Source organism: Campylobacter concisus (assembly GCF_050447485.1).
GTDB lineage: Bacteria > Campylobacterota > Campylobacteria > Campylobacterales > Campylobacteraceae > Campylobacter_A > Campylobacter_A concisus_BQ.
Genome location: NZ_JALMFY010000001.1, coordinates 424,171 through 449,346 on the forward strand (window position 1 = coordinate 424,171; position 25,176 = coordinate 449,346).

At 39.1% G+C, this 25,176-nt stretch carries 23 protein-coding genes; 11 read left to right on the plus strand and 12 right to left on the minus strand.

Annotation, left to right across the window (positions count from 1 at the left end):
- The first annotated feature begins 55 nt into the window (after positions 1–55).
- From rpmB to MTT29_RS02190, 3 genes are all read left to right on the plus strand, one after another.
- Complete coding sequence (gene rpmB, locus MTT29_RS02180; protein WP_002942221.1) at positions 56–247, plus strand: 50S ribosomal protein L28; 192 nt, start codon at positions 56–58, stop codon at positions 245–247.
- 22 nt (positions 248–269) lie between these two features.
- Positions 270–1,400 (plus strand): potassium channel family protein, encoded by a 1,131-nt coding sequence (locus tag MTT29_RS02185; RefSeq protein ID WP_012001697.1) that lies wholly within the window; start codon positions 270–272, stop codon positions 1,398–1,400.
- Positions 1,401–1,517: 117 nt separating this feature from the next.
- A complete protein-coding gene (locus MTT29_RS02190; RefSeq protein WP_002942218.1) occupies positions 1,518–1,724 on the plus strand; it encodes a DUF465 domain-containing protein in 207 nt (68 codons plus the stop codon).
- 108 nt (positions 1,725–1,832) lie between these two features.
- On the opposite strand, the gene htpG is transcribed toward MTT29_RS02190, so the two are convergent.
- From htpG to MTT29_RS02245, 11 genes are all read right to left on the minus strand, one after another.
- Complete coding sequence (gene htpG, locus MTT29_RS02195) at positions 1,833–3,689, minus strand: molecular chaperone HtpG (protein ID WP_429799632.1); 1,857 nt, start codon at positions 3,687–3,689, stop codon at positions 1,833–1,835.
- A gap of 713 nt (positions 3,690–4,402) precedes the next feature.
- Complete coding sequence (gene mog, locus MTT29_RS02200; protein ID WP_002940911.1) at positions 4,403–4,942, minus strand: molybdopterin adenylyltransferase; 540 nt, start codon at positions 4,940–4,942, stop codon at positions 4,403–4,405.
- 13 nt (positions 4,943–4,955) lie between these two features.
- Entirely contained in the window at positions 4,956–6,608 is a 1,653-nt protein-coding gene (locus MTT29_RS02205; protein ID WP_429800444.1) for an ATP-dependent metallopeptidase FtsH/Yme1/Tma family protein, read from the minus strand.
- Complete coding sequence (mtaB, locus tag MTT29_RS02210; protein ID WP_429799633.1) at positions 6,595–7,833, minus strand: tRNA (N(6)-L-threonylcarbamoyladenosine(37)-C(2))-methylthiotransferase MtaB; 1,239 nt, start codon at positions 7,831–7,833, stop codon at positions 6,595–6,597. The genes MTT29_RS02205 and mtaB overlap by 14 nt, the downstream gene beginning before the upstream one ends.
- Positions 7,833–9,422 (minus strand): mechanosensitive ion channel domain-containing protein, encoded by a 1,590-nt coding sequence (locus MTT29_RS02215; protein ID WP_103573081.1) that lies wholly within the window; start codon positions 9,420–9,422, stop codon positions 7,833–7,835. Before MTT29_RS02215 ends, mtaB begins: the two co-directional genes overlap by 1 nt.
- A complete protein-coding gene (gene aroB / locus MTT29_RS02220) occupies positions 9,419–10,456 on the minus strand; it encodes a 3-dehydroquinate synthase (RefSeq protein WP_429799634.1) in 1,038 nt (345 codons plus the stop codon). The genes MTT29_RS02215 and aroB overlap by 4 nt, the downstream gene beginning before the upstream one ends.
- 3 nt (positions 10,457–10,459) lie before the next feature.
- Positions 10,460–11,878 (minus strand): COG3400 family protein, encoded by a 1,419-nt coding sequence (locus tag MTT29_RS02225; protein WP_429799635.1) that lies wholly within the window; start codon positions 11,876–11,878, stop codon positions 10,460–10,462.
- A gap of 104 nt (positions 11,879–11,982) precedes the next feature.
- The gene (locus MTT29_RS02230) at positions 11,983–12,543 is read right to left on the minus strand and encodes an ABC-type transport auxiliary lipoprotein family protein (protein ID WP_002940902.1); all 561 of its coding nucleotides are present in this window, start codon (positions 12,541–12,543) and stop codon (positions 11,983–11,985) included.
- Positions 12,540–13,472, minus strand: coding sequence for an MlaD family protein (locus tag MTT29_RS02235; protein WP_103568857.1), 933 nt, complete (start codon positions 13,470–13,472; stop codon positions 12,540–12,542). The genes MTT29_RS02230 and MTT29_RS02235 overlap by 4 nt, the downstream gene beginning before the upstream one ends.
- Positions 13,473–14,213, minus strand: coding sequence for an ABC transporter ATP-binding protein (locus tag MTT29_RS02240; protein WP_012001687.1), 741 nt, complete (start codon positions 14,211–14,213; stop codon positions 13,473–13,475).
- A complete protein-coding gene (locus MTT29_RS02245; RefSeq protein WP_429799636.1) occupies positions 14,210–15,316 on the minus strand; it encodes an MlaE family ABC transporter permease in 1,107 nt (368 codons plus the stop codon). The genes MTT29_RS02240 and MTT29_RS02245 overlap by 4 nt, the downstream gene beginning before the upstream one ends.
- A 79-nt stretch (positions 15,317–15,395) precedes the next feature.
- Between MTT29_RS02245 and tgt the strand changes: the two genes are divergently transcribed.
- Positions 15,396–16,526, plus strand: coding sequence for a tRNA guanosine(34) transglycosylase Tgt (gene tgt / locus MTT29_RS02250; RefSeq protein ID WP_429799637.1), 1,131 nt, complete (start codon positions 15,396–15,398; stop codon positions 16,524–16,526).
- The gene (locus MTT29_RS02255; protein WP_103601150.1) at positions 16,516–17,202 is read left to right on the plus strand and encodes a CorA family divalent cation transporter; all 687 of its coding nucleotides are present in this window, start codon (positions 16,516–16,518) and stop codon (positions 17,200–17,202) included. The genes tgt and MTT29_RS02255 overlap by 11 nt, the downstream gene beginning before the upstream one ends.
- 50 nt (positions 17,203–17,252) lie before the next feature.
- Here the strand turns inward: MTT29_RS02255 and MTT29_RS02260 are convergent, their stop codons facing one another.
- Positions 17,253–19,826, minus strand: coding sequence for an ATP-dependent Clp protease ATP-binding subunit (locus MTT29_RS02260; protein WP_429799638.1), 2,574 nt, complete (start codon positions 19,824–19,826; stop codon positions 17,253–17,255).
- Between the two features lie 219 nt (positions 19,827–20,045).
- Here MTT29_RS02260 and MTT29_RS02265 point away from each other — a divergent pair, with 219 nt between their 5' ends.
- From MTT29_RS02265 to MTT29_RS02290, 6 genes are read left to right on the plus strand one after another with little or no spacing between them, the layout of a single operon-like run.
- Positions 20,046–21,353 (plus strand): S41 family peptidase, encoded by a 1,308-nt coding sequence (locus MTT29_RS02265; protein ID WP_429799639.1) that lies wholly within the window; start codon positions 20,046–20,048, stop codon positions 21,351–21,353.
- 16 nt (positions 21,354–21,369) lie between these two features.
- Positions 21,370–22,080, plus strand: coding sequence for a phosphoribosylaminoimidazolesuccinocarboxamide synthase (gene purC / locus MTT29_RS02270; protein ID WP_009293856.1), 711 nt, complete (start codon positions 21,370–21,372; stop codon positions 22,078–22,080).
- An 8-nt stretch (positions 22,081–22,088) separates the two neighbouring features.
- Positions 22,089–22,325, plus strand: coding sequence for a phosphoribosylformylglycinamidine synthase subunit PurS (gene purS / locus MTT29_RS02275; protein ID WP_087577064.1), 237 nt, complete (start codon positions 22,089–22,091; stop codon positions 22,323–22,325).
- Positions 22,322–22,987 (plus strand): phosphoribosylformylglycinamidine synthase I, encoded by a 666-nt coding sequence (gene purQ, locus MTT29_RS02280; RefSeq protein WP_012001682.1) that lies wholly within the window; start codon positions 22,322–22,324, stop codon positions 22,985–22,987. Before purS ends, purQ begins: the two co-directional genes overlap by 4 nt.
- On the plus strand, positions 22,981–24,288 hold the full coding sequence (locus MTT29_RS02285) for an SH3 domain-containing protein (protein ID WP_103586363.1): 1,308 nt from the start codon (positions 22,981–22,983) through the stop codon (positions 24,286–24,288). The genes purQ and MTT29_RS02285 overlap by 7 nt, the downstream gene beginning before the upstream one ends.
- On the plus strand, positions 24,269–24,943 hold the full coding sequence (locus tag MTT29_RS02290; protein WP_429799640.1) for a lysophospholipid acyltransferase family protein: 675 nt from the start codon (positions 24,269–24,271) through the stop codon (positions 24,941–24,943). Before MTT29_RS02285 ends, MTT29_RS02290 begins: the two co-directional genes overlap by 20 nt.
- The last annotated feature ends 233 nt before the right edge of the window (positions 24,944–25,176 follow it).

Consider the following 25,176-nt stretch of genomic DNA (forward strand, 5'->3'; position numbering starts at 1 on the left):
ACTTTGGTTTTGTTTAGATAAAATTAGCAGAAATTTTTGTTTATAAGGAAAAAAAATGTCAAAAAGATGTGCGATAACTGGCAAAGGACCAATGGTAGGCAACAACGTGAGCCACGCCAACAATAAAACTAAAAGAAGATTTTTACCAAATCTTAGAACTATCCGTGTTACTCTAGAAGATGGCACAACAAGAAGAATAAAAGTTGCTGCTTCTACTCTAAGAACTATGAAAAAGCAGTCAAACTAAGAGATAAAATGAAGAGGAATTTATGTCTTTTCTCTCAAGACTTTTAAAATTCCTCAACTGGTCAAACTCCGCAAAACCAGAAATAAGCCTAGATACTGAGCTTTACGAACAACTAAAACCTTTTAGATTTCCACTAATTTCAGTCGTACTACTGTTACTTTTTGGAACACTGGGTTATATCTTTATAGATAACTTCTCTCTCATAGATGCCTTTTACCAAGCAGGCATGACCTTCACGACAGTCGGTTTTACCGAAGTTGCACCCATTACTCCAAAGGGGCGAATTTTTACTATAACATTTATCCTTGTTGGCTTCATCATTTTTACGCTATCAATCGGTATCGTTGTAGAAGTTCTAAAAAGAGGCACATTAATTAGCATTTTAAAGGAAAGGCGCATGCTTTACAAGATCGCAAGACTAAAAAATCACTTCGTTATTTGTTATCACAATCTCTACACGATCGAGCTTAGCGCTCAGTTTCGTGAAAATCACATACCATTTGTAGTGGTTGACGACAGAGAAGATATCGCAGAAATAGCTCAAATTTACAAGTATCCATACTTCATAAAAGCTCAGCCTCACACTCAAATCGCCTTTTTAAAAACGCATCTTTCAAGCGCAAAAGGACTAATCACCCTTAGCCCAAATATCGCTGATAATATCGCACTTATCGCTTCTGTTAGACTTTATGAAAAAGAGATAGGCCGCAAAAAACCTTACCACATCATCACAAACTCAGATAGCGAAGATGATACGCAAAGGCTAAAAAAACTTGGCGCTGATAACGTAGTAAGCCCATCTCGCCTAGTCGCACAGCGTCTAAGCGCCATGAGCGTAAGACCTGATATGGAAAATTTACTCGAGCAATTTCTATACACAAAAAGCTCGCCTATCGACATAGAAGAAATTCTTGTGCCTGATTACTCTTGGATCAGGTTTAAAAGACTAAAAGAGACACACCTAAGAAATATCACGAATGCTGACGTGGTAGGCATTAGAGACATAAATAACAAATTTATCCCTATGCCAAATGGCGATACTCTAATCGGCACTGGCACAAAGCTTTTAGTCATCGGTACAGTTGATGGCATACGTCTAACCAAACGCCTAGTAAAGAGCAAGCACAAGCCAGAAGAGCTAAAATACGTTTAGTTTTTGCATTTTGTTATAAATTTGGCTTAACCGCTAAGCTTTTATAGATCTAAATTTAGATAGCCAAACATTTACAAAGCCTTGTTAGAATTTATAAATTTTTTACAGGAGCTACGTATGTTACACGAATACACTGATCTCATAAATGAGTTGAAAAAAGTAGATGTTCATTTTGCCGCACTTTGCAAAAAGCATGACGAGCTAAATGAAAAAATAGACAGTAAAGCTGCGCAAGCCTCTGAGCTTGATGCCTTGAAAAAAGAAAAATTAAAACTAAAAGACGAAATTTACGCCCAAATTTTAAAATACAAAGAGCAAAAATAAGTAAAATTCAAACTAATAGTGGAGCCAAATTTCGCTTAGCTTGCATTATTTTGAGCTTTTACTAGACTACAAATTTAAAAAGCCCAAATTTCTTTGGGCTTACAAATTTTATATAGCTTTTATCATCACTTTTGTTAGAAGTTCTGAAAATTTAGCTGGATTTTCTAGGCTCATACCCTCATTTAGCCTTGCCATATCAAGAAGCAAAGGCGCTATATCATAAACCATCGCCTCGTTTTTCTCAAGTTTTGCAAAAATTTCATGATCAGCATTTATCTCCAAGATCGGCTTAACTTTTGGAGCATTTGCGCCTTGTCCCATCTGTTTTAGCATCTCTTGCATAGCGTAATCAGGGTCGTTTTTGTCGTATATTAGCACCGCAGCCGAGCTTGAGAGCCTTGAGCTTAGCCTAACATCTTTAACCTCGTCTTTTAATATCTCTTTCATCTTAACAAGAGTGTTTGCAACCTTGCTCTCATCGACCTTCTCATCGCTATTGATCTCGTCATTTATATCAGCATGTGAGACTGATTTTAGAGGTGTTTTGTCAAATTCATTTACCATTGGCATGACGATCGTGTCGATCTCTTCATCCATTATTAACACTTCGATGTCATTTTTCTTAAAGCTCTCAAGAAGCGGCGAATTTCTTAGCATATTTTCGTTGTTACCGCTGATATAATAGATCGACTTTTGATCCTCTTTCATCGCCTCTTTGTACTCTTTTAAGCTGATAAGCCCGTCTCTTTTTGAGCTTTTAAATAGACAAAGATCTAAAATTTGCTCTTTTTCAGCGTTAAAGCCATAAAGTCCCTCTTTTAAAACCTTGCCAAATAGTTTGTAAAATTTTATGTATTTTTCTTGGTCATTATCTTTTACTTTTGCAAGCTCACTTAAAATTTTCTTCACACTTTGCTCTTTAACGCTTCTCATGATCGCATTTTCTTGCAAAATTTCACGGCTAACGTTTAGCGGCAGGTCTTCAACGTCGATCACACCTTTGATAAATCTTAGATACGGCGGCAAAAGCTCTTTTGCATCGTCAGTTATAAAAACCCTCTTCACATAGAGCTTCACGCCACTTTGATAATCAACCCTAAATAGATCAAACGGCTCAGTGCTTGGCACATAAAATAGCGTCGAGTACTCGATCTTGCCCTCAGCCTTTGTGTGGATATAAAGTAGCGGGTCGCTGCTGTCATGTGAAATTTGCTTATAAAAGTCATTGTAGTCTTGCTCTTTGAGGCTTGATTTGCTTAGTCTCCAAAGCGCATTTGCCTTGTTTATCTGCTCGTTTTTGCTCTCGTATGTGCCTTCTTTTTCGCCTTCTTTTGGTGCGACGTAGCTCTCTTTATCCATAAATATAGGATAAGGGATGTGGTTTGAATACTTTTTGACTATCTCCTCTATGCGCCAAGAATTTGCAAACTCATCGTCGTTTAAATGCAGGATTATATCCGTGCCAAAGCCATCTTTGCTAGCCTCTTCGATCTCGTAGCTTTTCGCGTCAGATGTCCATTTATAGGCTTTGTCACTTAGTGCACGTTTGCTTATGACTTCGATCTTGCTTGCCACCATAAATGCTGAGTAAAAGCCCACGCCAAACTGGCCGATCAGCGAGCTATCTTTCTTTGCATCGCCGCTTAAGCTTTGCATAAAGCCCTTTGTACCACTTCTTGCAATGGTGCCTAAATTTGCGATAAGCTCATCTTTATCCATGCCGATACCGTTGTCGCTGATGGTTAAAATTTTAGCCTTTTCATCTACTTTGATATCGATCCTTGGAGTGTAGCTTAAGCTTTTATACTTTTCATCTGTCAAGCATAGGTAGTTTAGCTTGTCAAGCGCGTCGTTTGAGTTTGATATGAGCTCTCTTAAAAATATCTCTTTGTTTGAGTAAAGAGAGTGGATCATTAAATTTAAAAGGTCATTGACCTCGGTTTGAAATTCAAATTTATCTGCCATTTTCTTTTCCTTGTTTTAAATTTTTTGGCAGATTATAACACAAAGTGATAAAAACACTCTTAACATTGATAGTAATACTATCAAGTTTTTTATAAAATTTTAGACATATATGACAATTTTTAAATAAAATAAAAATATAAATTTAATTTTTATTATTAAAAATACTAGTTTGTATAGTATTTATTTAAAATAATGCAAATTTAGCTATAAAATCTTTTATAAAATGTTGCTAGCTTGCTTTACAAAATAAGAGACAAATATCTATATAAATAGATATCAAAGATAAAAAACAATAAATTTAAGCCCTTTGGTTAAAAATTCAAATGTTTTATCTATATTTTCTAATACAAGAGGTTGTACATTAAAAAACTAAAACATAATAGCCCTGTGATGTTTTTAGTTTTAAGGGCACTTAAGTCAAAGCTATTTTAAAAATTTAATTCACCAATAATCACTATGCAAGAAATCTTTAGCGCCATGCTTTGCAAATTTTTCATCACTCTAGCTTTAATCGCAAAATATGACACAAGCACTGTGTATTTCATTAAAATTTAAATCGAGACAAATAGCAAACTAAAAACTAGTTAAAAAATGCATACGAAAGCAAACATAAAAATAGCAGCTAAAAAGCATCAAATTTAAAGAGGTAACAGTATATAAACCACCCCTTCATAAAAGTGGTGGCTATAAATTTCAGTGGTTACAAATTTTGTTTATGAAATTTTCTTTTGTTTTGGACGAAAGACTTTCATCACGTTTTCATCGGTCTCGATAAATGCACCCTCGATCAGGTCTATGCAGTATGGCACCGCTGGAAATACAGGTTCTAAGCACTCTTTTATCGCTTTTGGCTGACCTGGTAAATTTATGATGAGCGCGTGACCTCTGATGCCTGCTGTTTGGCGTGATAGGATCGCTGTTGGGACGTATTGCAAGCTTGCAGCTCTCATTAGCTCGCCAAAACCTGGCATCATCTTCTCGCAAACTGCCTCAGTAGCCTCTGGAGTGACATCTCTCACTGCTGGTCCTGTGCCTCCAGTCGTTAGCACAAGGTCGCATCCTAGCACGTCTATCATGTGCACGAGCCTCTCTTTTATGAGATCAAGCTCATCTGGGATCACCTCGTAAAAATACTCTCTCTCGCTTACTATCCAGCCGTCAAGTACCTCTTTGATCGCTGGACCTGATTTGTCCTCGTATGTGCCCTCGCTTGCGCGATCGGACATAGTTAGAATTCCTATTTTTGCTTTCATTTTTTCTCCTTTATTAGTAGTTTTCATTTAAAATTTTAGCAAGCGTCTCTTTATCTACGCTCTCATAAGCAAGTAGATATGAGCTTATCCTTGCGATCTGCTCGTTTGTGCCCTTTAAAAAGGAGATTATCTCCTCTTTTGCCTGTTTTAAAATTTCTTCCACATCGTTTGGATTTGGCACGAAAGAATTTCCCATGCCGTATTCATAAACCATCTTTGAGGCGATCTCTTTTGCTAAATTTAGATCGTTGCTTGAGTTTGAAAAGATGTCATTCTCATCTATCTCAAGCTTGCACATGCCAGAGATAAGCACCTTTATGCGCGAAAGCATCTGAGACTTTGACTCGATCTCTTGCTCAGTCGCCATAAAGCGGTCTTCTATGAGCGAAATTTTTTCAAATTTCACATCAAACCAGTAAGCACTTAGCGCCTTTGCGCCTTGATAGATGGCTTGAATTTTCTTCTCGCTCTCGCTGTAGCTTAGCACCTTTTTCTTGCCGAGCAAAACCTTGTTTAAAACAGCTTCAAAGTCCCTCATCCTAAGCACGCTCTCGCCGTTTCTTAGAGCATTTATCGCGGCTTCATTTACAAGCGTGCTAAGCGCTGCACCAGAAAAGCCAACACTCATCCTAGCGATATCCTCGGCTGGCACTTCGCAGTTTTTATCTTTTAGATATGTGTTTAGGATCGCTACCCTGTCGTTAAAATCAGGCATTGATAAAAATATACGCCTATCAAAGCGGCCCGATCTAAGTAGTGCCTCGTCGATCATCTCGATCCTATTTGTTGCAGCTATGACGATGACGCCTGAGTTATCTTCAAAGCCGTCCATCTCGGTTAGTAGCTGATTTAGCGTGGCTTCTCGCTCGTCGTTTCTAGTGCCGCCCCTGCTCTTGCCAACGGCGTCTATCTCGTCGATAAAGATGATTGAAGGTGCGTAAGATTTGGCTCTGCTAAATAGCTCTCTAACTCTTTTTGCACCCATGCCGACGTAAATTTGAACAAAACTTGCGCCATTTTGGTAAAAAAACGGCACATTAGCTTCACCTGCAACCGCCTTTGCCACAAGTGTCTTGCCAACACCTGGAGGGCCGATCATTAGCACGCCTTTTGGCATTTTGATACCAAAATTTCTATATTTTTGCGGATTTTTAAGAAAATCAACTATCTCACTAAGCTCGCTTTTGACCTCGCTAATACCTGCCACATCGCTAAATCTCACGTTTGAGATGACTGGCATCGCATTTTGGTTTAGCACGTTTTCTATCTCAAAAGCGCCGTCTTTTTTGTTTAAAAGGCTCTCCTCTTTTTTCTTAATAGCCCTAAAAATATAGGAGTACCAAAGCACAAGACAAACAAAGATGATGCTTCCCCAGACCATGCCAGGCGTGATATACTGCACGCTTCGCTCGACTGGGACCTTTTTGATGAGCTCTTTTATGTCTATGCCCTCTTTTATGATGGCAAAGCGGTTATTTTGCGCATAGAGGATGACCTCGTCTTCGTCGATGACCGCTTTATCGATGAAATTTCCATCCATTAGTTGCATATATTGCGAGTAGGTGATGTTTCGTGGCTCTTTGCTCACAGCAAAAAGTAGCGCTAGTATCAAAGCCGCAGCGGCTATCACTAGGATATTTTTCTTGTTAAATTTAAATTTTTGCATAATTGGCATCTGGCTTAATTTCATATTCGCTTACCTCCAACCACTCTTTTGTTATGTCGTTTTGACTAGAAATTTTAGCTTTGTTATAAAACTGGTCAAAGCCCTCGTAAAAGTCGCCATTTTTTTGCTCGACTAAAATTTTTAAAGCCACGTTGTATTTTTTTCTAAAATTTTCATTATTTTGCAAAGCAATGCCTTGTAAAATTTTGAGCCTACTCTTTGCCACGTCGCCGCTAACGTCGCTTTTTAGCGTCGCTGAGTGCGTATCACGCCTTGGCGAATAGACAAAAGCATGCAAATGCGTGATAGGAAATTTCTTGAAATTTTCCACCGCTTCTGCCCAAATTTCCTCACTTTCCCCTGGATGACCCACGATATAGTCAGTCCCCAAAGCAAAGCCAAGTGAGCTTAGTTCATTAAAAAGCTCTAAGTCGCTAAATGCGTTGTTTCGCCTGCGCATGATCTTTAGCATCGCCTCGCTCGTGTGCTGAAGTGCGATGTGTAGATGGCGCTCCAGCCACTCCTCTTTTAAAATTTCTCTAAAGCTCTCATCTATCTGGCTTGGCTCGATACTGCCAAGTCTTATGCGTCTGATGCCTGAAATTTTGCCTAAATTTGCTAGCAATTTGCCAAGAGAGCTATTTGTATCTTTGCCGTAACTGCCTATGTTTGTGCCAGTTAAAACAAGCTCATTATAGCCATTTTGAGCTAAAATTCTAGCTTCTTTTAAGATCATCGCCTCGTCCATGCTCCTAGCTCTGCCACGCACTGATGGGATGATGCAGTAGCTGCAGTTAAAGTTGCAGCCCTCTTGTATCTTTATAAAGGCCTTTGTGTGATTTTCGTAGTTTGTGACGATGTTTTTATCGACTGAGTTTAAATTTCCAAGCTCAAAAAAAGGCTTTTCTTGTTTTAAAAGCTCGTTTAGATCGCTCTTTTTACTAGCTCCCAGCACGCCAAAAATGCCGCTATTAAACAGCTCTTTGCCTTTGCTAACTGCGCCACATCCTGTTAGTATGACCTTTGCCCCGCGTCTTTTTACGCCGTTTATATAGTTTCTAACGCCACTATCAGCCGAATTTGTCACGGTGCATGAGTTTATCACGACGATATCAGCGACCTCCTCGTCGTTTGTGATCTCGTAGTCTTTGATGTAGCTCTTTAAAAGCTCGGTGTCATAGATGTTTGTGCGGCATCCAAATGTCTTAAAAAATATCTTTTGCATTAGATATTTTCGCCCTCTTGCTCAGCGTGAGCTACATGATCGCTTGGCGTTTCTTTCTTGCCTATAAACATAGTTTGTGTTGGATAGGCTATCTTTATATCATCGTGAGCTAAAAATGCCTCTATGATCTCAGCGCTTATCGTGCTTCTTAGAGCGAGCGTGGCGTATGAGTTAGACATATACCAGCATGAGATATTGATGCCGTAAGGCTCAAAAAATGTATAAATTCTTGGCTCTACATTTGGATTTTTGATGCTGTACTGGCTTCTTAGCTTATTCATCTGGCGTTTTGCGATGTCTGTATAGCCTTTTGAATATTTTTTAACGATATTTTTTGCTAGATAGGCTGCCTTTTTGTGATTGCTATCAAAGCTTATCACGACATCTATGCCGTCCCAAACTGTCTTCATGCCGTAGTGCGAGTAGTTTGCGATGAGGTCTGTAAAGATGTAGTTATTTGGCACAAAGATGATCCTACCTGCACGGCGGTTTGTCTTATAAGTTGAGTAGCTAACGTCTTCAAAAACGGTTAGGCGAAGCAGTGAAATGTCTATCACATCGCCCACAAATTCGCTCCCGTCGTGATAGACCCTGACGCGGTCTCCCACGTGGATCGTACCACCAAACATGATAACCATCCAGCCAAGCATACTCATAAACATATCTTTCATCGCGATGGCGATACCAGCTGAGGCAAAACCTAGCACGGTGACTAGATATGTGACGTTTTCGATGTATGAAAAGAGTAGGATTATGATGATAACGGTGATGTTTAGCACGTTTAAAAATTTATTGACCGTGTAAAATCTCTCGTTATCCGTGATCGTTCTTTTAACGATAAATTTAGCGATAAATGTTAGTCCGATCGTTAAAAGGATGACGATGGCTGTGTAGCCCATGCTTAAAAACTGAGCCTTGATGTCAGAGGTCGTCAAATTTATCGCCTCATCAGCCCTTTTTTCATAGACGCTATAAGTGGTATCAGCGATCTGTTTTGCCGCTTTGAAGTCGCCTATCTCTTGTTTTACAAGGTTTAGACTTGCTCTATTTTGCTCGCTATCATCTATCAAATTTAGTCTATTTAGTAAATTTTCTTTTGCTTCAAGCTTTTCAAGCAAGGTGTCAAGCTCTTTGATGTGTCTTTGGTATTCGATCTTGTCGCTTCTTATCTTTTTGATGTATGAAAAGCCAGATACCAGCGCCACTGGGCTATTTATCCTAGGTGGTGTCTCCATTTCTGGGGCTGCTAGCATATTTGAAAATGGCGTTTTCTCATACTCTTTTAGCAAATTTATCTGCTCTTTTAGAGTTTGACTTCTCTTTATGAGATCGCCACCTCTTTTTGAGCCTTTATCAAGCTTTTTAAGCTCATTTTCATTTTGCTCTAGCTCATCAAGAAGCTTTTGATAGGTGTTGTAGTTAGCGTATCTCGTGATCCAGATGTTGTTTTTTAGGGAGTTATCTAAGTTTGAAATTTCTTTTATAAGCTCGCTATTTTGTAAATTTTGTGAGACATTTTGCTCAAGTGTAGCGTTTTCTTCAGCGTAAAGCGCAAAACAAAAAAGTAGAAAAACTAGGATCTTTTTCATTTAAATTCTCTCAAAGTTTCTAAAACGTCCTCTTTTTTGACGTCATTTTTGATGAACGCACTGCCGATTTTATCTGCAATGATGAAATTTATCTTATCACCTTTTGTCTTTTTATCCATAAAAAACGCCTCGTAAAATGCATATTCATTTTCTATTTTATAGCTTACAGGCAGATCAAACTTCACTAAAACCTGCTTGATCTCTTTTGCCTGCACCTCACTCATGAGACCTAGTCTAACGCTTAGGCGATTTGCCATATTCATACCTATCGCCACCGCTTCGCCGTGTAAAAATTCCTTGTAATTTGTCTCATTTTCGATGACATGAGCAAAGGTGTGACCGTAGTTTAGGATGGCTCTTAGCCCCTTTTCTTTTTCATCTTGCTCGACCACTCTAGCCTTTAAATTTATCGACTTTTCAACTAGCTTTGCTAAATTTTCATCGTCTAAATTTACGCTCTTTAGCCAGCTAAACATCTCTTTATCAAAGGTTATCGCCATTTTCAAGGCTTCAGCCACGCCAGCTGCAAATTCTCTCTTTGGCAATGTTTTTAAGAAATTTATCTCGCAAAAAACTGCCTTTGGCTGATAAAATGAGCCAATTAAATTTTTGCCAAATTTGTTATTTACCCCAGTTTTTCCGCCCACACTTGCATCGACTTGTGCTAGAAGCGTGGTTGGGATATTAATGAAGCTTATCCCTCTTTCATATATGCTTGCCGCAAAGCCGGTCATATCGCTGATTACGCCACCACCAAGGGCTATGAGCGTAGATGCGCGGTCAAATTTACTAACAAAAAGCTGCTCTAAAATTTGCCCTATCGTCTCAAGGTTTTTATACTCCTCGCCGTCTGGCACGCTTATGATAAATTTCTCATCGCACTTTAAAACGCTAAGTAGCTTTTCAAGGTGAAGCCCCGCCACTTTGGCGTTTGTGACGATGCCAACCTTGCCCTTTAGCTCTAATCTCTCAAGCTCATTTATATAAATTTTATAGCTTGACGCCTTTTCCTTAAGGTTTAAATTTATCTGCATTTTCTACTCACTTACTGGCACAAAAAGCTGTGCGTTTTGGCTTAGTTTTTTATAAAGTCTATTTAAATTTGTCGATAAAAAGGCAAAAGCGCTGCCATTTGCCACGTTTTTAGTAAACATCACAAAATGAAGCAGATCATTTGTGCCTTTTAGCTTCACTAGCGGGTTTTTGAGGCTGTGATTTTCTATCTTTATGCGCTTTGAAAAGAGCGTGCTAATGCTCTCAAAGTGCTCTTTTAGCGCTTCATCGTCGCTATGCTTGTTATCAAAATAGTAAAATCTCATCTCCAAATCAAGCTGCGCGCAGCAGTCTGTGATGACAGCTGATTGATTTTCGACCTCTTGGCTTTGATCGCCCAGTATCACGCCCTCTTTTATCTTTGAGAGCAAAATTTTACCCGTTTTTAGCACTGGGATTTTAAGCTCATAAAATAGCTTTTGAAATTTAAAAAAGTATCTATCATCGCTTATGATTAGTCCGATATCGTGTTTTAAAACGTCATCTTTTATCGATTTATTGTCACTATTAAAATAATCCATCAAAACAAGGATATTTTTCTCTTTTATCGCCTTTAGCGTCTCTAAATTTTCGCCTAAAGTTGGGTTTATCACCCTAAAGATAAGGCGTTTGTTATTTAGCTTTGAGTGCACATATAGGCTATCTTCGATGAGCTTGCTAACTCGCTCTTTACTCATCGACTTCATATCTATTAGCGTGTAGATGTTGCTGCCAAACGGACTTGGAAACTGCCCGCTTTCGCGTTTTATCGAGCGGTAAACGTTTTGAAGCACGTTTGGATCGCCAACGATTAGCAAGATATCGCTTGGCTGGATCATTGTGTTTGGCTTTGGCAAGATGATCTCAGCACCCCTGTAAATAAGCGCTATCCGCCATCTTTTTTGAGCGATCGAGCTTACGTGACGATACATATATGAGCTGCCAATAGGCACCTTAACCTCCATGATCTCGCCCTCACTAAAGCCGATATTATCAGCATATACAGGCATGTCTGGCAGATAGTCCATAAGCCTAGAAGCTGCGATATCTCTTATATCAACCACGCTTAGGTGCTTATCGCTTGCAAAAGTCTCCTTGCACTTTTCATCAAGCTCCCACGAGTTCATAAAAATGGTCTCAGTCTTTGTGCTGATCTGTCTTAAATTTTCATAAACGGCAACCGCTTCATTTTTGTTCTCACTCACGATACAAAACTGGCTAAAATAGCCATCACTTATGCTCTTTAGCTTTGAAAGACTGGTTGGATCAAACTGATAAAATGTGAAATTTTCGTAATTTGCCTTTTGGCTGTGATCTTCGTTTGAAACAACGATGTAGTGGTGTAAATTTGACTTTGCTCCAAGAAGTCTATCTAAAAAATTTCTTGCAAAAGCTCCACCAGCGATTATTAAAATTTTCTTCATTAATTCTCCGTATTTTAAAGCCGCATTATAACAAAAGGTCTTTAAAATAAGCTATTTTTGGCTGTAAATTTAAGCTTTCACAGCCAAAAAAATTTAAGAGAAATTTAGTAGATTATTTCAGAGATTAAAGTATCGATAGCTGAATTTGCAGCCTTGTTTATCGTCTCAAAAATGGTGCTTGAGCTTGGATCTGGGCAGAAAATTTCTTTTGTGATCATGCCTGATTTTAGCGAAGTGTTTGCGTTAAACAACTCATACGCTAGCGAAACTTCGGCCTTATCGCCTCTTATTTGAAGTGAGATGATGCTAACTTTTAGCCTAAGATCCTTTGCATTTGGCGAAAATATCGGCTTTGCAGCGCAGTTTGAGTAAAGTCCTTTTACAAGCGACTTATAGATCATTTCGCTTGGCTCAGAGACAAATTTGGCGTCTGTCAAATATCTTATCTTATTGTTTTCAGCGACGATTAGTATCTTTCTGGTATCGACCATATCAAGGGCGCTTACGTTTTCTATGAAGACATTTTTTAGCTCTTTTTGCTTGTTTTCAGCCGAGCACTCCTTGTTTGAGTAGTGAATTTCATACATAGTTGCCATTGGCACGTCGGTCTTTAGCGAGCAGCCAAAAAATAAAAATGCAGCCGCTAGAAAGATTAAATTTCTCATTTTTTATCTCCTTTGTCATTTGGCACTGGATTTGTGAAGAAAAACTCGTAAGGATTGTCCTCAAGTCTTTGAAGCGCGCCTCTAAACTCACGTAGCGTCTTATCAAATCCATTTAAAAACTCGCTAGCCTCTCTAAGAAGCGGAGAGACCGTATTTCTAAGGTCATACTCGCCGTTTTTTACCTTTTGAGTGAGGATATCTTGAAGCGAGCTATATCCAGTGACAGCCGAATTTGCTGATTTGAAAACTGAATTTGCACTTGCAATTAGAGTGTTTAAATTTTTAGCAAGCTCTTTTGTGTCGGTTTTGTTTAGGCTGTCGGTGAAATTTTTTACATTTTTAACGATGCTATCAACCTCGCTTAGACCATTTTCATCGGTTAAAACCTGAGTAAATTTATCGATATTTCTTAGGATTGATTCGATGTGAGAGATATTTTCAGCTGAGAAAAAGCCATCAACCTTATCAAGGGTTTGATTTATCTTTAAAGTGATGTTTTCAGCGTTATTTCCAAGCTTTGAAAGAAGGCTCTCTTCAAGCTTTAAAATAGGCTTATCGCCTGGCTTAAAATCCTTCGTGCCTCGGCTTATATTGATACTAGCCACGCCACTAATAGCCTGAACTTCAATACTTGCCACGCTATCAGCCTTTATAGGTAGGTCTTCTCTTATCTTCATTGTGATGTTTATAAGAGCGTTTTTGTCATCGACAAAATTTATATCACTAACGCTTCCTGCTGGCACGCCGATAAATTTAACCGTAGAATCAACCTTTAATCCGCTTGGCAGCTCGCTTGTGTGGATGTAATACTCTTTAAAATCAACCTTTGTGTTATTTTTGCTAGTCATCCACCAGATAAATATGGCAAATGCTGTAAGGCAGGCTATGAAAAACATGCCGACAATAGTATAAGAATTTCTATTTTCCATCTATTTTTTCCTCATTTTAAATAGCTCTTCAAGCGGGTTGTTTTCAAGATGCTCAAGCTCTTTTATATCTCCCTCAAAGGCTATCTTTTTGTTATCTATTATCAAAAATCTATCCAAAATATCAAAAATGCTATCCGCATCATGCGTCACCATGACGACAGTTACGCCGATGCTATCACGAAGCTCTTTTATGAGCGCATCCATCTGGCGCGAGCTAACTGGATCAAGGCCGCTGTTTGGCTCATCTAAAAATAGCACCCTTGGACTTAGCACCAAGGCTCTTGCGAGTGCAGCACGCTTTTTCATACCGCCACTTAGCTCGCTTGGATATAACATCGAGACCTCTTTTTTAAGCCCAACTTTTTGTATCCAAAACATCGCTATCTCATCGATCTGGCGCTTGTTAAATTTAGAGTACTCATGAAGCAAAACACCCACATTATCAAGGATCGTCATCGAGCTATAAAGCGCTCCAAACTGAAACATCGTCCCACTTTTTAGCTTTATCTCTTGCTGTTCTTGTTGGCTACTTTTCCACATATTGACGCCGTCAAACGTTATATCGCCCTTATTTGGCTTTTTTAGATATATCATCGTCTTCATTAGCGTCGTTTTACCAGTGCCACTGCCGCCTAAAAAGCCGTAAATTTCAGCCTCTTTGACGCTCCAGCTCACATTATCGTGCATTATCTTGTCACCATAACTTGTCGTTATGTTTTTTCCAACTATTATCTCGTTCATATCTTTAGCCACATAAAAATTATCGCGAAAAATGCATCAAGCGCAATGACCCAAAATATCGCATTTACAACGCTAACGGTTGTCATCGCTCCAAGGCTTTGGGCGTTTTGACTAACACCAAATCCCCTCATGCAGCCAATGATCGCTATCACCGCGCCAAAAAATGGAGCCTTTATCATGCCAACAGCAAAGTGCCTAAGCTCAACCATCTCACGAAATCTATTGAGATAGTCGCTAAAGCTGATATCAAGTATCGTTTGGCAAATGATCATCTGCCCTAAAATGCTTATGCCATCAGCTATAAAGATGATGACAGGCACACAAAGCACCATGGCGATGATGCGCGGCAGCACCAAGAAGTTAAAAGGTTCAAAGCCCATCGTCTTCATCGCGTCTATCTCCTCAGTTAGCTTCATAGCACCAATTTGTGCAGTAAAGCTGGAGGCCGACCTGCCTGCCACAACGATAGCAGCGATGAGCGGTGCCACCTCTCTAAGCGTTAGCATGCCCATGATCTCGACTATAAATATACTTGCCCCAAAGCTTGCAAGCATCGCACTACCAAGATATGCAAGCACGACGCCTATCAAAAAAGCGGTGAGCGAAACGATGAAAACGGCATTTACACCGCCATCTTTTATGTAGTTGCTAAATTCTCTAAACCTTAAATTTGCAGGATTAAATAAAATCCTCACGCTTTTTATCAAAAACTCGCCCAAAAACGAGCCAAACTCAACTAAATTTACAAATCCCTCGCAAATTTTCTCACCGAGGCGTGAGAAAAAATTTAGGCTATTGTGCGGTGGCATATATCTAAAGTCGATCTTTTCGTCATTTAAAAGATCGCCCATCGCCTTTATCTTCTCGTCGTTTGTGATGATCTCAAATTTCTTGCCATTTAGCGTGTTTTTTAAAAGGATCAAAACAGCGTAATCAATGCTCTTTAACTCACTAAAGTCAAATTTAATATTGCCGTTAAGCTTTTGGATTTTTTTAAAAATACTTTGTAAATTTTTTGCCTCTTTGTAGCTAAACTCACCTGCAAATTTTATGGTCGCAGTGCCGTTTGCTTCGGTAAAAACGATATCATTTCTTTTTTGCAAAAAGTTCCTTTGCCTTAAATTTTCTGGATTATATTATAAATTTTGTTAAAATAAAAAATCAAAAATTTTAAGGACTTAGATGAAATTTGAAGTTATAAAAAAAGATGGCAACGCAAGGCGCGGCGTCCTAACAACCGCTCACAGCGTGATACAAACGCCAGTTTTCATGCCAGTTGGCACGGTTGGCGCAGTTAAAAGCTTAGATGCCTTTGATATGAGTGAAATTTTAGACGCAAAGATAATTTTAGCAAACACCTACCACATGTATCTGCGCCCTGGTAGCAAGGTCGTGCGTGAGTTTGGCGGACTTCATGGATTTTCTAAATTTGATCGCTCGTTTTTAACTGATAGCGGCGGATTTCAGGCATTTTCGCTTAGGTCAAACACCAAAAACGACGATGGCGGGATAAAATTTAAAAGCCACATCGACGGCAGCACGCACTACTTCACGCCAAGATCCGTCCTTGACACACAGTATGACCTGGGCAGCGACATAATGATGATACTTGATGATCTAGTCGCCTTGCCTGCTGAGCAAAAAAGGATAGATCTAAGCATAAAGCGAACGATAAAATGGGCAAAAGAGGCGATTGATTACCACAAATTTATGCAAAGCAAGGGCGTTGGCCTGCAGCAAAATATCTTTGGCATCGTTCAAGGCGGCACCGACTATGAGGCACGTAAATTTTGCGCGCAGGCGCTAAACGAGATGCCATTTGACGGCCTTGCCATAGGAGGGCTAAGTGTTGGCGAAAGCAATGAGGCGATGTATGACACGGTTGAGGCGGTTATGCCATTTATGGATGAGCTTAGACCTCGCTATCTAATGGGCGTTGGCACGCCTGAAGATCTTGTAGAAAACGTGGAGCGAGGCGTTGATATGTTTGACTGCGTCATGCCAACTAGAAACGCAAGAAATGGCACGCTATTTACTAGCTTTGGTAAGATAAATATAAAATCAGCCAAATTTATAAACGACCACGCGCCGATAGACCCAGCTTGTCAGTGCTACACCTGCAAGCGCTACTCAAGAGGCTATCTAAACCACCTTTTTAAGGCTAGAGAGCTAACATTTTTTAGACTAGCAAGCCTTCACAACCTGCACTACTATCTAAATTTAATGAAAGAGATGAGAGAGGCGATAGAGGTCGGCGAATTTGCTAAATTTAAGCGAAATTTCTACACAAAAAGGGTAAATAATGAGTGCTAGTCTTAGTGGATATTTTTACGGCGAAGAATTTGACTATATAGTCTTAAATTTTGGTGCTAATTCGCAGAAATTTCTCTTTAAAAATGGGCAAATTTTTAAAGAAGAGCTAAACTCGCCTTGTGATAAAAATGAGTTTTTAGAGACGATAAAAAAGTTGCTCGATCACTTTTTAAATAAAATCTTAGAGCACGAAAGCGAGCTTGAAAACTACGAGCAAATTTACACAGGCAGCGCAAAGGTGGCAAATTTTGCCAAAAAATATCACGTTTTAAGATATGAGATCAGGCAATTTGAGAGTAGAATTTCTAGAATTTATGAGGCTTTGCAAATTTGTGCAGCTGAGCAAAATGAGCTAAAAAAGGAGCTAAAAAACAGCATACATAAGTGCGGCGTGCTAAAGAGCATGATCGGCGAGTACTCGCTCAGGGTCGAAGATATCTATACATTTATACAAAGCGACAAAAACGACAAGATAAACAAAAATATCTACCTTTTAACGCTACTTTCGGCGTTATTTTTACCGATAAATTTCATCACTGGCTTTTTTGGTATGAATACAAACGGCATGTTTCTAAGCTCATTTAAAGATGGCACATTGATAGTTTTTGCCTTTGTAGCGATGCTTTGCGTGCTATTTTTTATATTTTATTACAGGTCAAATAAGGATATTAGTTAAATTTATAGTAGGTTTGGCAAGTTGATCCAACCTGCCAAGTAAATTTGAAGTTATTTTTTCTTAATGATGATCTTCTCGCCGTTGCTATCAATGGTGATCTCATCGCCACTTTCAAGCTCATCTTTTAAAATCATATCAGCGATCTTATCTTCAACTAGCTCATAAAGCGCTCTTCTAAGAGGTCTTGCGCCATAGACTATGTCAAAGCCAGCTTTTGCGATAAATTTCTTAGCCTCTTCGCTTAAAACTGCCTTGATACCGCGGTTGTGAAGAGTTTTTTCAAGCTCTTTAAACATGATCTCAACGATAGAGATTAGTCCTTGCTCGTTTAGAGGATTAAAGATGATAGTATCATCAAGTCTATTTAAAAACTCAGGTTTAAAGTAGTTTTTAAGCTCGTTTTTAACAGCCACGTCACGCTCTTCGCCCTTTAGCTCCATTATGAAATTTGAAGCGATGTTTGAAGTTAAAATGATGATCGTGTTTTTAAAATCAACCGTTACGCCTTTGTTATCAGTCGCGCGTCCATCATCTAAAATGCCAAGAAGTATGTTAAATACGTCTTTGTGAGCCTTTTCAACCTCGTCAAAAAGTATGACTGAGTAAGGTCTTCTGCGAACCGCCTCTGTTAGCTGACCGCCCTCATCGTAGCCTACATATCCTGGAGGCGCACCAAGAAGCCTGCTCACGCTATGTTTTTCCATATATTCGCTCATATCAAAGCGGATAAGCGCCTTCTCATCGTCAAACAAGAACTTAGCCAAAGCCTTAGCAGACTGAGTTTTACCAACGCCTGTTGGTCCAAGAAATAAAAATGAACCAATCGGTCTTTGACCCTCATTTAGCCCAGCCTTATTTCTCTTAACAGCACGTGCAAGTGCGTGTAGTGCGTCATCTTGACCGACAACGCTCTCTCTTAGATGCTCTTCGATGCGCAGATATTTCTCTTTTTCGCTTGTTAGCATCTTTTTAACTGAAATTCCAGTCCATTTGCTCAAAATTTCAGCTACAAGCTCTTCATCGACTTGATTTTTAAGAAGCACACCCTCTTTTTTCATGTGCTCCCATTTTTCTTCAAGCTCGTGTTTGTGCTTTTTAGCGTCCGCTATCTTGCCGTATTCTATCTCGGCAGCTTTTTGAAGATCGCCATTTCTTTTTGCTATCTCAGCTTGTGATTTTAAGCTATCGATCTCTTTTGTAGCTTTTGAAATTCCACCAAAAACGGCCTTTTCGTTTTCAAATTTAGTATCAAGCGCTAGCTTTTTCTCATTTAGGTCAGCTATCTCTTTTTCGATCTCGCCAAGTCTTTCTTTATTTTTATCCGCATCCTCCATCTTTAGCGCTTCTTTTTCTACTTGAAGCGTTACGATCTCGCGTTTTATCTTTGAAAGCTCGTATGGCTCGCTCTCTATTTGCATCTTAAGCTCAGCTGCTGCCTCGTCTATAAGGTCTATCGCCTTATCTGGCAAGAAGCGGTTTGCGATGTATCGGTCACTTAGCCTTGCAGCGGCAACTAGCGCACTATCTGTTATGGTGATACCGTGGTGAACTTCAAGACGCTCTTTTATACCACGTAAAATTTGAAGCGCCTCATTTACACTTGGCTCTTTGACGTCTATTGGCTGAAAACGTCTTTGAAGTGCTGCATCTTTTTCAAAGTATTTTCTATACTCTTTTAATGTTGTCGCACCAACAGCGTGAAGCTCTCCACGCGCAAGAGCTGGTTTTAGGATATTTGCAGCGTCCATTCCGCCCTCGCTCGCACCAGCTCCAACTATGGTGTGAATTTCATCTATAAAAAGTATGATATTGCCAGCTTTTTTGACCTCGTCAATGACAGCTTTTAGCCTATCTTCAAACTCGCCTCTATACTTTGCACCAGCTACGACTGCACTCATATCAAGCGCGATGACACGCTTGTTTGCAAGGCTTGTTGGCACATCGCGAGCAACTATCTTTTGAGCTAGCCCCTCAACGATAGCTGTTTTACCAACACCTGGCTCGCCAAGCAAGATAGGGTTATTTTTGCTCTTTCTTATTAAAATTTGCATCATCCTAGTGATCTCTTCATCACGGCCGATGACTGGATCAAGCTCTTTATTTAGCGCTTTTTGCGTTAGATCGATACCAAATTTCTCTAGGCTATCAAGGGTATCATCGCCGGTTTGGCTATCTATCTTTTTACCACCTCTTATGCTCTCAAGGTTCTTTTTGATCTCTAAGATATCGCAAAATTTGCTTAAAATTTGTTTGATCTCACTAAGCTCAAGAGCCGAGATGATCCATGTATCAACAGCTATGTAGCTATCGCCCATGCTTACCATTAAAGCTTTTGCATTTTCAAGCGAATTTATAAGCTCTCTTGAAACTGAAACGTTATCTTTTGTGACATTTGAGCTGCTTGGGAGTGACGAGATCTTGCTTTTTATCTCAAGCTCGACTGCGTCTTTGCTTATGTTCATCTTATTAAATACTTGATTTAAAATAGAATTGCTATCAGCGAGCAAAGCCCAAAAGACGTGAAGTGGCACAACTTGTGGATTTTTAGAAAAGATCGCTAAGCTAACGCCTTTTTCAAGTGTCTCTTGCATCTGTGCTGTTAAATTTTCTGTTATGTCAGCCATTAAAGCTCCTTAAGTTATTTTATAATGGCGGCATTATATAACTTTAGTCTTATATTGTCAAGTATTTTTATAGTCTTTGTCACTCTTTTTATATAATTGCTAAAATTTACTGTTATAAATTTGTGTTAAAAATAGACAAAAGCTAAAAATATAAGGCTAAATTTATACTTTTTTTAGCCAAAAGCTAATAAAATTGGACTAAAAAACATAGGAGAAATTTTGAATAAATTTACTAGATCTTTTGTGCTAAAAATAACAGGCGCCCTACTCATCTCAAGCGTAGCAGTAAATGCACTTTTTGCTAAAACTGAAGATGAGGCGAGTGCAAAACTTGAAGCACTTTCAAAACTTACAAAAACCATCTCAACAGTTGAAAAATACTACGTTGATGACATTAAATTTAAAGAGATAATCGACAAAGCCATCGCTGGTTTGATGCAAAATTTAGACGCTCACTCGAGCTTTTTAAATGAAAAAGCATATAAAGATATGCAGGTGCAAACAAGCGGAGAATTTGGCGGACTTGGCATAACAGTTGGCATGAAAGATAGCGCACTAACTGTTATCTCGCCTATCGAGGACACTCCAGCTGATAAAGCAGGCATAAAAGCAGGCGATATCATTTTAAGGATCGATGGCAACTCAACTATCGGCACAACGATAGATGAAGCCGTAAATAAGATGCGCGGCAAGCCAAAAACTCCGATAACAATTACAATTTTGCGAAAAGGCGAGCAAAAGCCATTTGACGTAAAGATCATAAGAGATCTTATAAAGGTTGAGTCTGTCTATGCAAAAATGATAGAGAATGACAACATCCTTTATATACGCGTCACAAATTTTGACAAAAACGTCGTTACAAAGGTCAAAGATGCTATCAAAGAGCACCCAAAAGCAAATGGCATCATACTTGATCTTAGAAACAACCCTGGTGGTCTTTTAAATCAAGCTGTCGATCTAGTGGATCTTTTCGTAGATAATGGCATCATTGTATCTCAAAAAGGTCGTGATGCATCTGAAAATGTAGAGTATAAAGCAAGTGCTAGCAAAACCTTATCAAAACTCCCACTTGTTGTCCTTGTAAATGGCGGAAGCGCAAGTGCTAGCGAGATCGTCAGTGGCTCACTGCAAGATCATAAGCGTGCGGTGATAATTGGCGAAAATACATTTGGCAAAGGCAGCGTTCAGGTGATCTTACCAATAGACGACACTGAAGCCTTAAGACTAACCATCGCAAGATACTACCTGCCAAGTGGCAGAACTATCCAGGCTGTGGGCGTCACGCCTGATGTAGTCGTGCATCCTGGCAAAGTGCCACAAAGTGATGATAGTGCATTTAGCATCAAAGAGAGCGAGCTAAAAGCACACCTAAAAAGCGAGCTAAACAAGATAAATCCAACAAGTGAAGGCAATAAAACTGAAGCAAAAGATGATAAAAACATAATCACACAGAAAAAAGTCGATGAGGATATTCAGTTAAAAACAGCGATTGATACGATCAAAATTTTAAAGATAAAACAACAATAATCTAAAGGAGAACAACATGCAAAAAAGAGAGCTTATCTACGAGGGAAAAGGCAAGAAAATGTACGCCACAGACGATCCAAATCTACTTGTGGCTGAATTTAAAGACGATCTAACAGCATTTGATGCTCAAAAAAGAGGCAACGAAGCTGGCAAAGGCGCACTAAATAATAAAATCTCTACTCAGCTTTTTAAACTGCTAGAGAGCAAAGGCATCGTGACTGACCTAGTTGAGACAATAAGCGACACTGAGCAAGTGGTCAAAAAATGCGAGATCATACCTCTTGAAGTTGTTGTGAGAAATATCGCAACTGGCTCACTTAGCAAAAGACTTGGCATAAAAGAAGGCACAGTTCTACCTTTTACACTTGTTGAGTTCTACTACAAAAATGACGATTTACACGATCCGCTTGTTACTGACGAGCACTGCATCATCATGGGTCTAGTAAAGAGTGAAAAAGATCTTCAAACTCTAAGACACACAGCAAGAGAGATCAACTCTATCTTATTTAAATTCTTTGCAGAGAGAAATTTAAAACTAGTTGATTTCAAAGTCGAATTTGGTATCGACAAAGATGGCAACATCATCTTAGCTGACGAGATAAGCCCTGATAGCTGTAGATTTTGGGATGCTACAACAAACGAAAAACTTGACAAAGATAGATTTAGACAAGACCTTGGTAGCGTAAAAGTAGCTTACGAAGAAGTTTTAAGAAGAATTCTTTCTTAAGGACAAAGATGAAAGCTGTCGTAAATATAGCATTAAGAAGCGGGGTCTTAGATCCTGCTGGTAAGGCAGTGGAGCACGCGCTAAATTCGCTTGGATTTAGTGGCGTGTCAAATGTCAGGATAGGCAAACAAATCGTTTTAGATATCGATGAGAGCGATAAAAACAAAGCAAACGAGCAGCTAAAAGTGATGTGTGAAGAGCTACTAGCAAACACCGTCATCGAAGACTATGAGATCGTGCTATGAAAGTAGCGATCATACTTTTTCCTGGCACAAACTGCGAAGAAGACACAGCTCACGCTTTTAAACTACTTGGCTGCCAAACGCAGATCATCTGGCATAAAGAAGATAAGATCGATGCTGATCTAGTCGTTTTGCCTGGTGGTTTTAGCTACGGCGACTACCTAAGAACGGCTGCGATAGCTAAATTTAGCCCAGCTATGCAGGCTGTAAAAGAGCATGCGAAAAAAGGCGGCTATATCCTAGGAATTTGCAATGGCTTTCAGATGCTTCTTGAGCTTGGACTTTTAAAAGGTGCGATGAGAAGAAATGAAAATTTAAATTTCGTCTCAAAATACCACCATCTAAAAGTGATCTCAAATAACAATAAATTCTTAGCAAATTTAGCCAAAAACGAAGTGGTAAATATCCCTATCGCTCACGGCGAGGGCAACTACTACACTGATGAAGATACGCTAAAAAGCCTATATGATAACGAGCAAGTCCTGCTAAAATACTGCGACAGCCATGGCAATGAGATAAACCCAAATGGCTCAGTTGATAGCATAGCTGGGATTTGCGATGAGAGCAAGAGGATCTTTGGTCTTATGCCTCACCCTGAACGCGCTTGCGAGAAAATTTTAGGCACAGATGATGGCATGAAGATGTTAAAAGGGCTAGTTTGGTAAAACGAACACTTTTTATCGCCCTACTCGCGCTAAATTTATTTGCTGCAAACACTGATGAAGTCAGCGTTTTTGACATGATGGACGAGGCAAGAGAGGATAAATTTGTAAATAGCCCAAGTTCAAAGCCACAAACAAAGACTCCAAGCGAAGAAGAAATATCAAGAAAGCTCGTATCTCCACGCTCTATCGCCCCACAGCCAGAGCGTATCACTCCAGAGCAGATGCGAAATATCGTACCGACAAACGAACCAGACATCAGCGTCCCTGATAATCAAGTCTATGACAAGATAAAAATAAAAGACCTCCTTTTAAAAGCGACAAATATCCCTAAAAATGTCGTCGTAGGAGAAATTTTTAGCGTTGAGATCGTAGCTGATACGCAAAGCGACCTTGAGTTTGAGTTTGAGACACAGCTTGATGAGACAAATATCAAATGGCTAAATAAGAAGAATTTTCAATGGGTAAAAGGCGAAGAAAACAAATACATCGGCACTTTCTACCTTGAAGCAACGAGCATTGATGCAAAGACTTTACGAGTTAGCTTGGATCTAAAAAGAAATGGCGAGAACTATCAAAACTCAAACATAAATATCTTTTTACCAAAGCTAAAAGAGCTTAGAAGTGACGAGAACTACAACCACATCGTCGCTGACAACCTTGAGGTAAAGAAATTTAAAACGACTAAATTTGATGATATAAACAACATCATGGTCGTGGAAATTTACGGCAACAATGTCGATCTAAGCGCCTTTAATATCGAAAATAAAACGATCCTAAAGCAAGGCGTAGATACGATAAACGGCGACTTTAACTCGCAAAGCGCATATTATTTTGCGGTATTTAAGCCAAACAAAAAGACGCTTGACTTTAACTACTACAACCTAAAAAAAGCTAAATTTGAGAGCTTTTCACTGCCTGTGAGCGTCGAAGAGGACGAGGTTAGCACGCAAATCGGTCTAAATCCAAAACAAAGCGAATTTAGCACTTACAAAGATATCACGATCTACTCTTTGGTCGCTATCTTTATCTTGCTAGCGATCTGGCGAAGAAAGCTAAGCTACTTCTTTGTGGCAGCTGTTTTTATCGCACTTGGAATTTACACTTACAATCCTTTTGGCAAAGCAGTGCTTAAGCCAGATGTGAGCGTCACTATATTGCCAACTAAAAATTCAACAGTTTTTTATACATCTCGTAAAAACGAAAATGTTGAAATTTTAGACACAAAAGATGACTACTCAAAAATTTTATTTGCGGACGGCAAAATCGGCTGGGTAAGAAAGGGTGATCTTGTCAAAAATTAGAGCTTTTTTCTTTTCTATTGAATTTGTAATAAGCGTCGTTATTGTCGTACTTTTTATGTGGCTCTTTAACTCTAAAAATAGAGCCATAAGAAAATTTTGGGGCAGATCGCAGAGGTTTTTTGGTGGATATAAGCTTGAAGTGATCGGTAAATTTAGCGACGAAGCAAATATCTTGCTGATAAATCACCAAAGCATGCTTGATATCATCGCACTTGAAGAGATCCATCCTAAAAATATCTGCTGGATCGCAAAGGCACAGATAGGTAAGATCCCGATCATCGGTAAAATTTTGAGCCTTCCTAAGATGATAGCAGTCGAGCGAGAAAATAAGCACTCGCTAATAAAGCTTTTAAGCGAAGCAAAAGACAGAGTAAAAAATGGCCGTGTTTTAGCGATATTTCCAGAAGGCACAAGGTCTCAAACCAAAGAGCTCTTGCCATTTAAAGGTGGTGCGAAGCTGCTAGTTGAAAAGCTAAATTTAAAGGTTCAGCCTATCGTGATCGTTGGAAGCGATGCGATGAAAGTGAAAGAATTTAGCTTTAAAAAGGCTGACATCAAGCTCTTTTGCCTTGATCTAGTTGATACCTCAAAACAAAACTGGCTAGAGGCGACTAGAGAGAGCATGCAAAAAGTCCTAGACGAAAATAGAAAATAAATTTAGCTTTGTAAATTTACTATTAAAATTTCATATTTCTAAAGCAAATCACTGTAAAGGTTTAAAGTCATAAGGCTACAAAGCAGATGTTAGTGTGATATTACCTTGCAAGTTTAGGCAAATCATATTATTAAAATTTTACTCGCCGACGATTTGTTTGATATCTTTTATAAGTTTTTGTATATCAAAGCATGTGTCCAAATTTACTATATCTTACTAATACATTACCCATA

Coding starts and splice junctions, on each gene's coding strand:
- rpmB (WP_002942221.1), top strand. CDS start 56: ATGTCAAAAAGATGTGCGATAACTGGCAAAGGACCAATGGTAGGCAAC.
- MTT29_RS02185 (WP_012001697.1), top strand. CDS start 270: ATGTCTTTTCTCTCAAGACTTTTAAAATTCCTCAACTGGTCAAACTCC.
- MTT29_RS02190 (WP_002942218.1), top strand. CDS start 1,518: ATGTTACACGAATACACTGATCTCATAAATGAGTTGAAAAAAGTAGAT.
- htpG (WP_429799632.1), bottom strand. CDS start 3,689: ATGGCAGATAAATTTGAATTTCAAACCGAGGTCAATGACCTTTTAAAT.
- mog (WP_002940911.1), bottom strand. CDS start 4,942: ATGAAAGCAAAAATAGGAATTCTAACTATGTCCGATCGCGCAAGCGAG.
- MTT29_RS02205 (WP_429800444.1), bottom strand. CDS start 6,608: ATGCAAAAATTTAAATTTAACAAGAAAAATATCCTAGTGATAGCCGCT.
- mtaB (WP_429799633.1), bottom strand. CDS start 7,833: ATGCAAAAGATATTTTTTAAGACATTTGGATGCCGCACAAACATCTAT.
- MTT29_RS02215 (WP_103573081.1), bottom strand. CDS start 9,422: ATGAAAAAGATCCTAGTTTTTCTACTTTTTTGTTTTGCGCTTTACGCT.
- aroB (WP_429799634.1), bottom strand. CDS start 10,456: ATGCAGATAAATTTAAACCTTAAGGAAAAGGCGTCAAGCTATAAAATT.
- MTT29_RS02225 (WP_429799635.1), bottom strand. CDS start 11,878: ATGAAGAAAATTTTAATAATCGCTGGTGGAGCTTTTGCAAGAAATTTT.
- MTT29_RS02230 (WP_002940902.1), bottom strand. CDS start 12,543: ATGAGAAATTTAATCTTTCTAGCGGCTGCATTTTTATTTTTTGGCTGC.
- MTT29_RS02235 (WP_103568857.1), bottom strand. CDS start 13,472: ATGGAAAATAGAAATTCTTATACTATTGTCGGCATGTTTTTCATAGCC.
- MTT29_RS02240 (WP_012001687.1), bottom strand. CDS start 14,213: ATGAACGAGATAATAGTTGGAAAAAACATAACGACAAGTTATGGTGAC.
- tgt (WP_429799637.1), top strand. CDS start 15,396: ATGAAATTTGAAGTTATAAAAAAAGATGGCAACGCAAGGCGCGGCGTC.
- MTT29_RS02255 (WP_103601150.1), top strand. CDS start 16,516: ATGAGTGCTAGTCTTAGTGGATATTTTTACGGCGAAGAATTTGACTAT.
- MTT29_RS02260 (WP_429799638.1), bottom strand. CDS start 19,826: ATGGCTGACATAACAGAAAATTTAACAGCACAGATGCAAGAGACACTT.
- purC (WP_009293856.1), top strand. CDS start 21,370: ATGCAAAAAAGAGAGCTTATCTACGAGGGAAAAGGCAAGAAAATGTAC.
- purS (WP_087577064.1), top strand. CDS start 22,089: ATGAAAGCTGTCGTAAATATAGCATTAAGAAGCGGGGTCTTAGATCCT.
- purQ (WP_012001682.1), top strand. CDS start 22,322: ATGAAAGTAGCGATCATACTTTTTCCTGGCACAAACTGCGAAGAAGAC.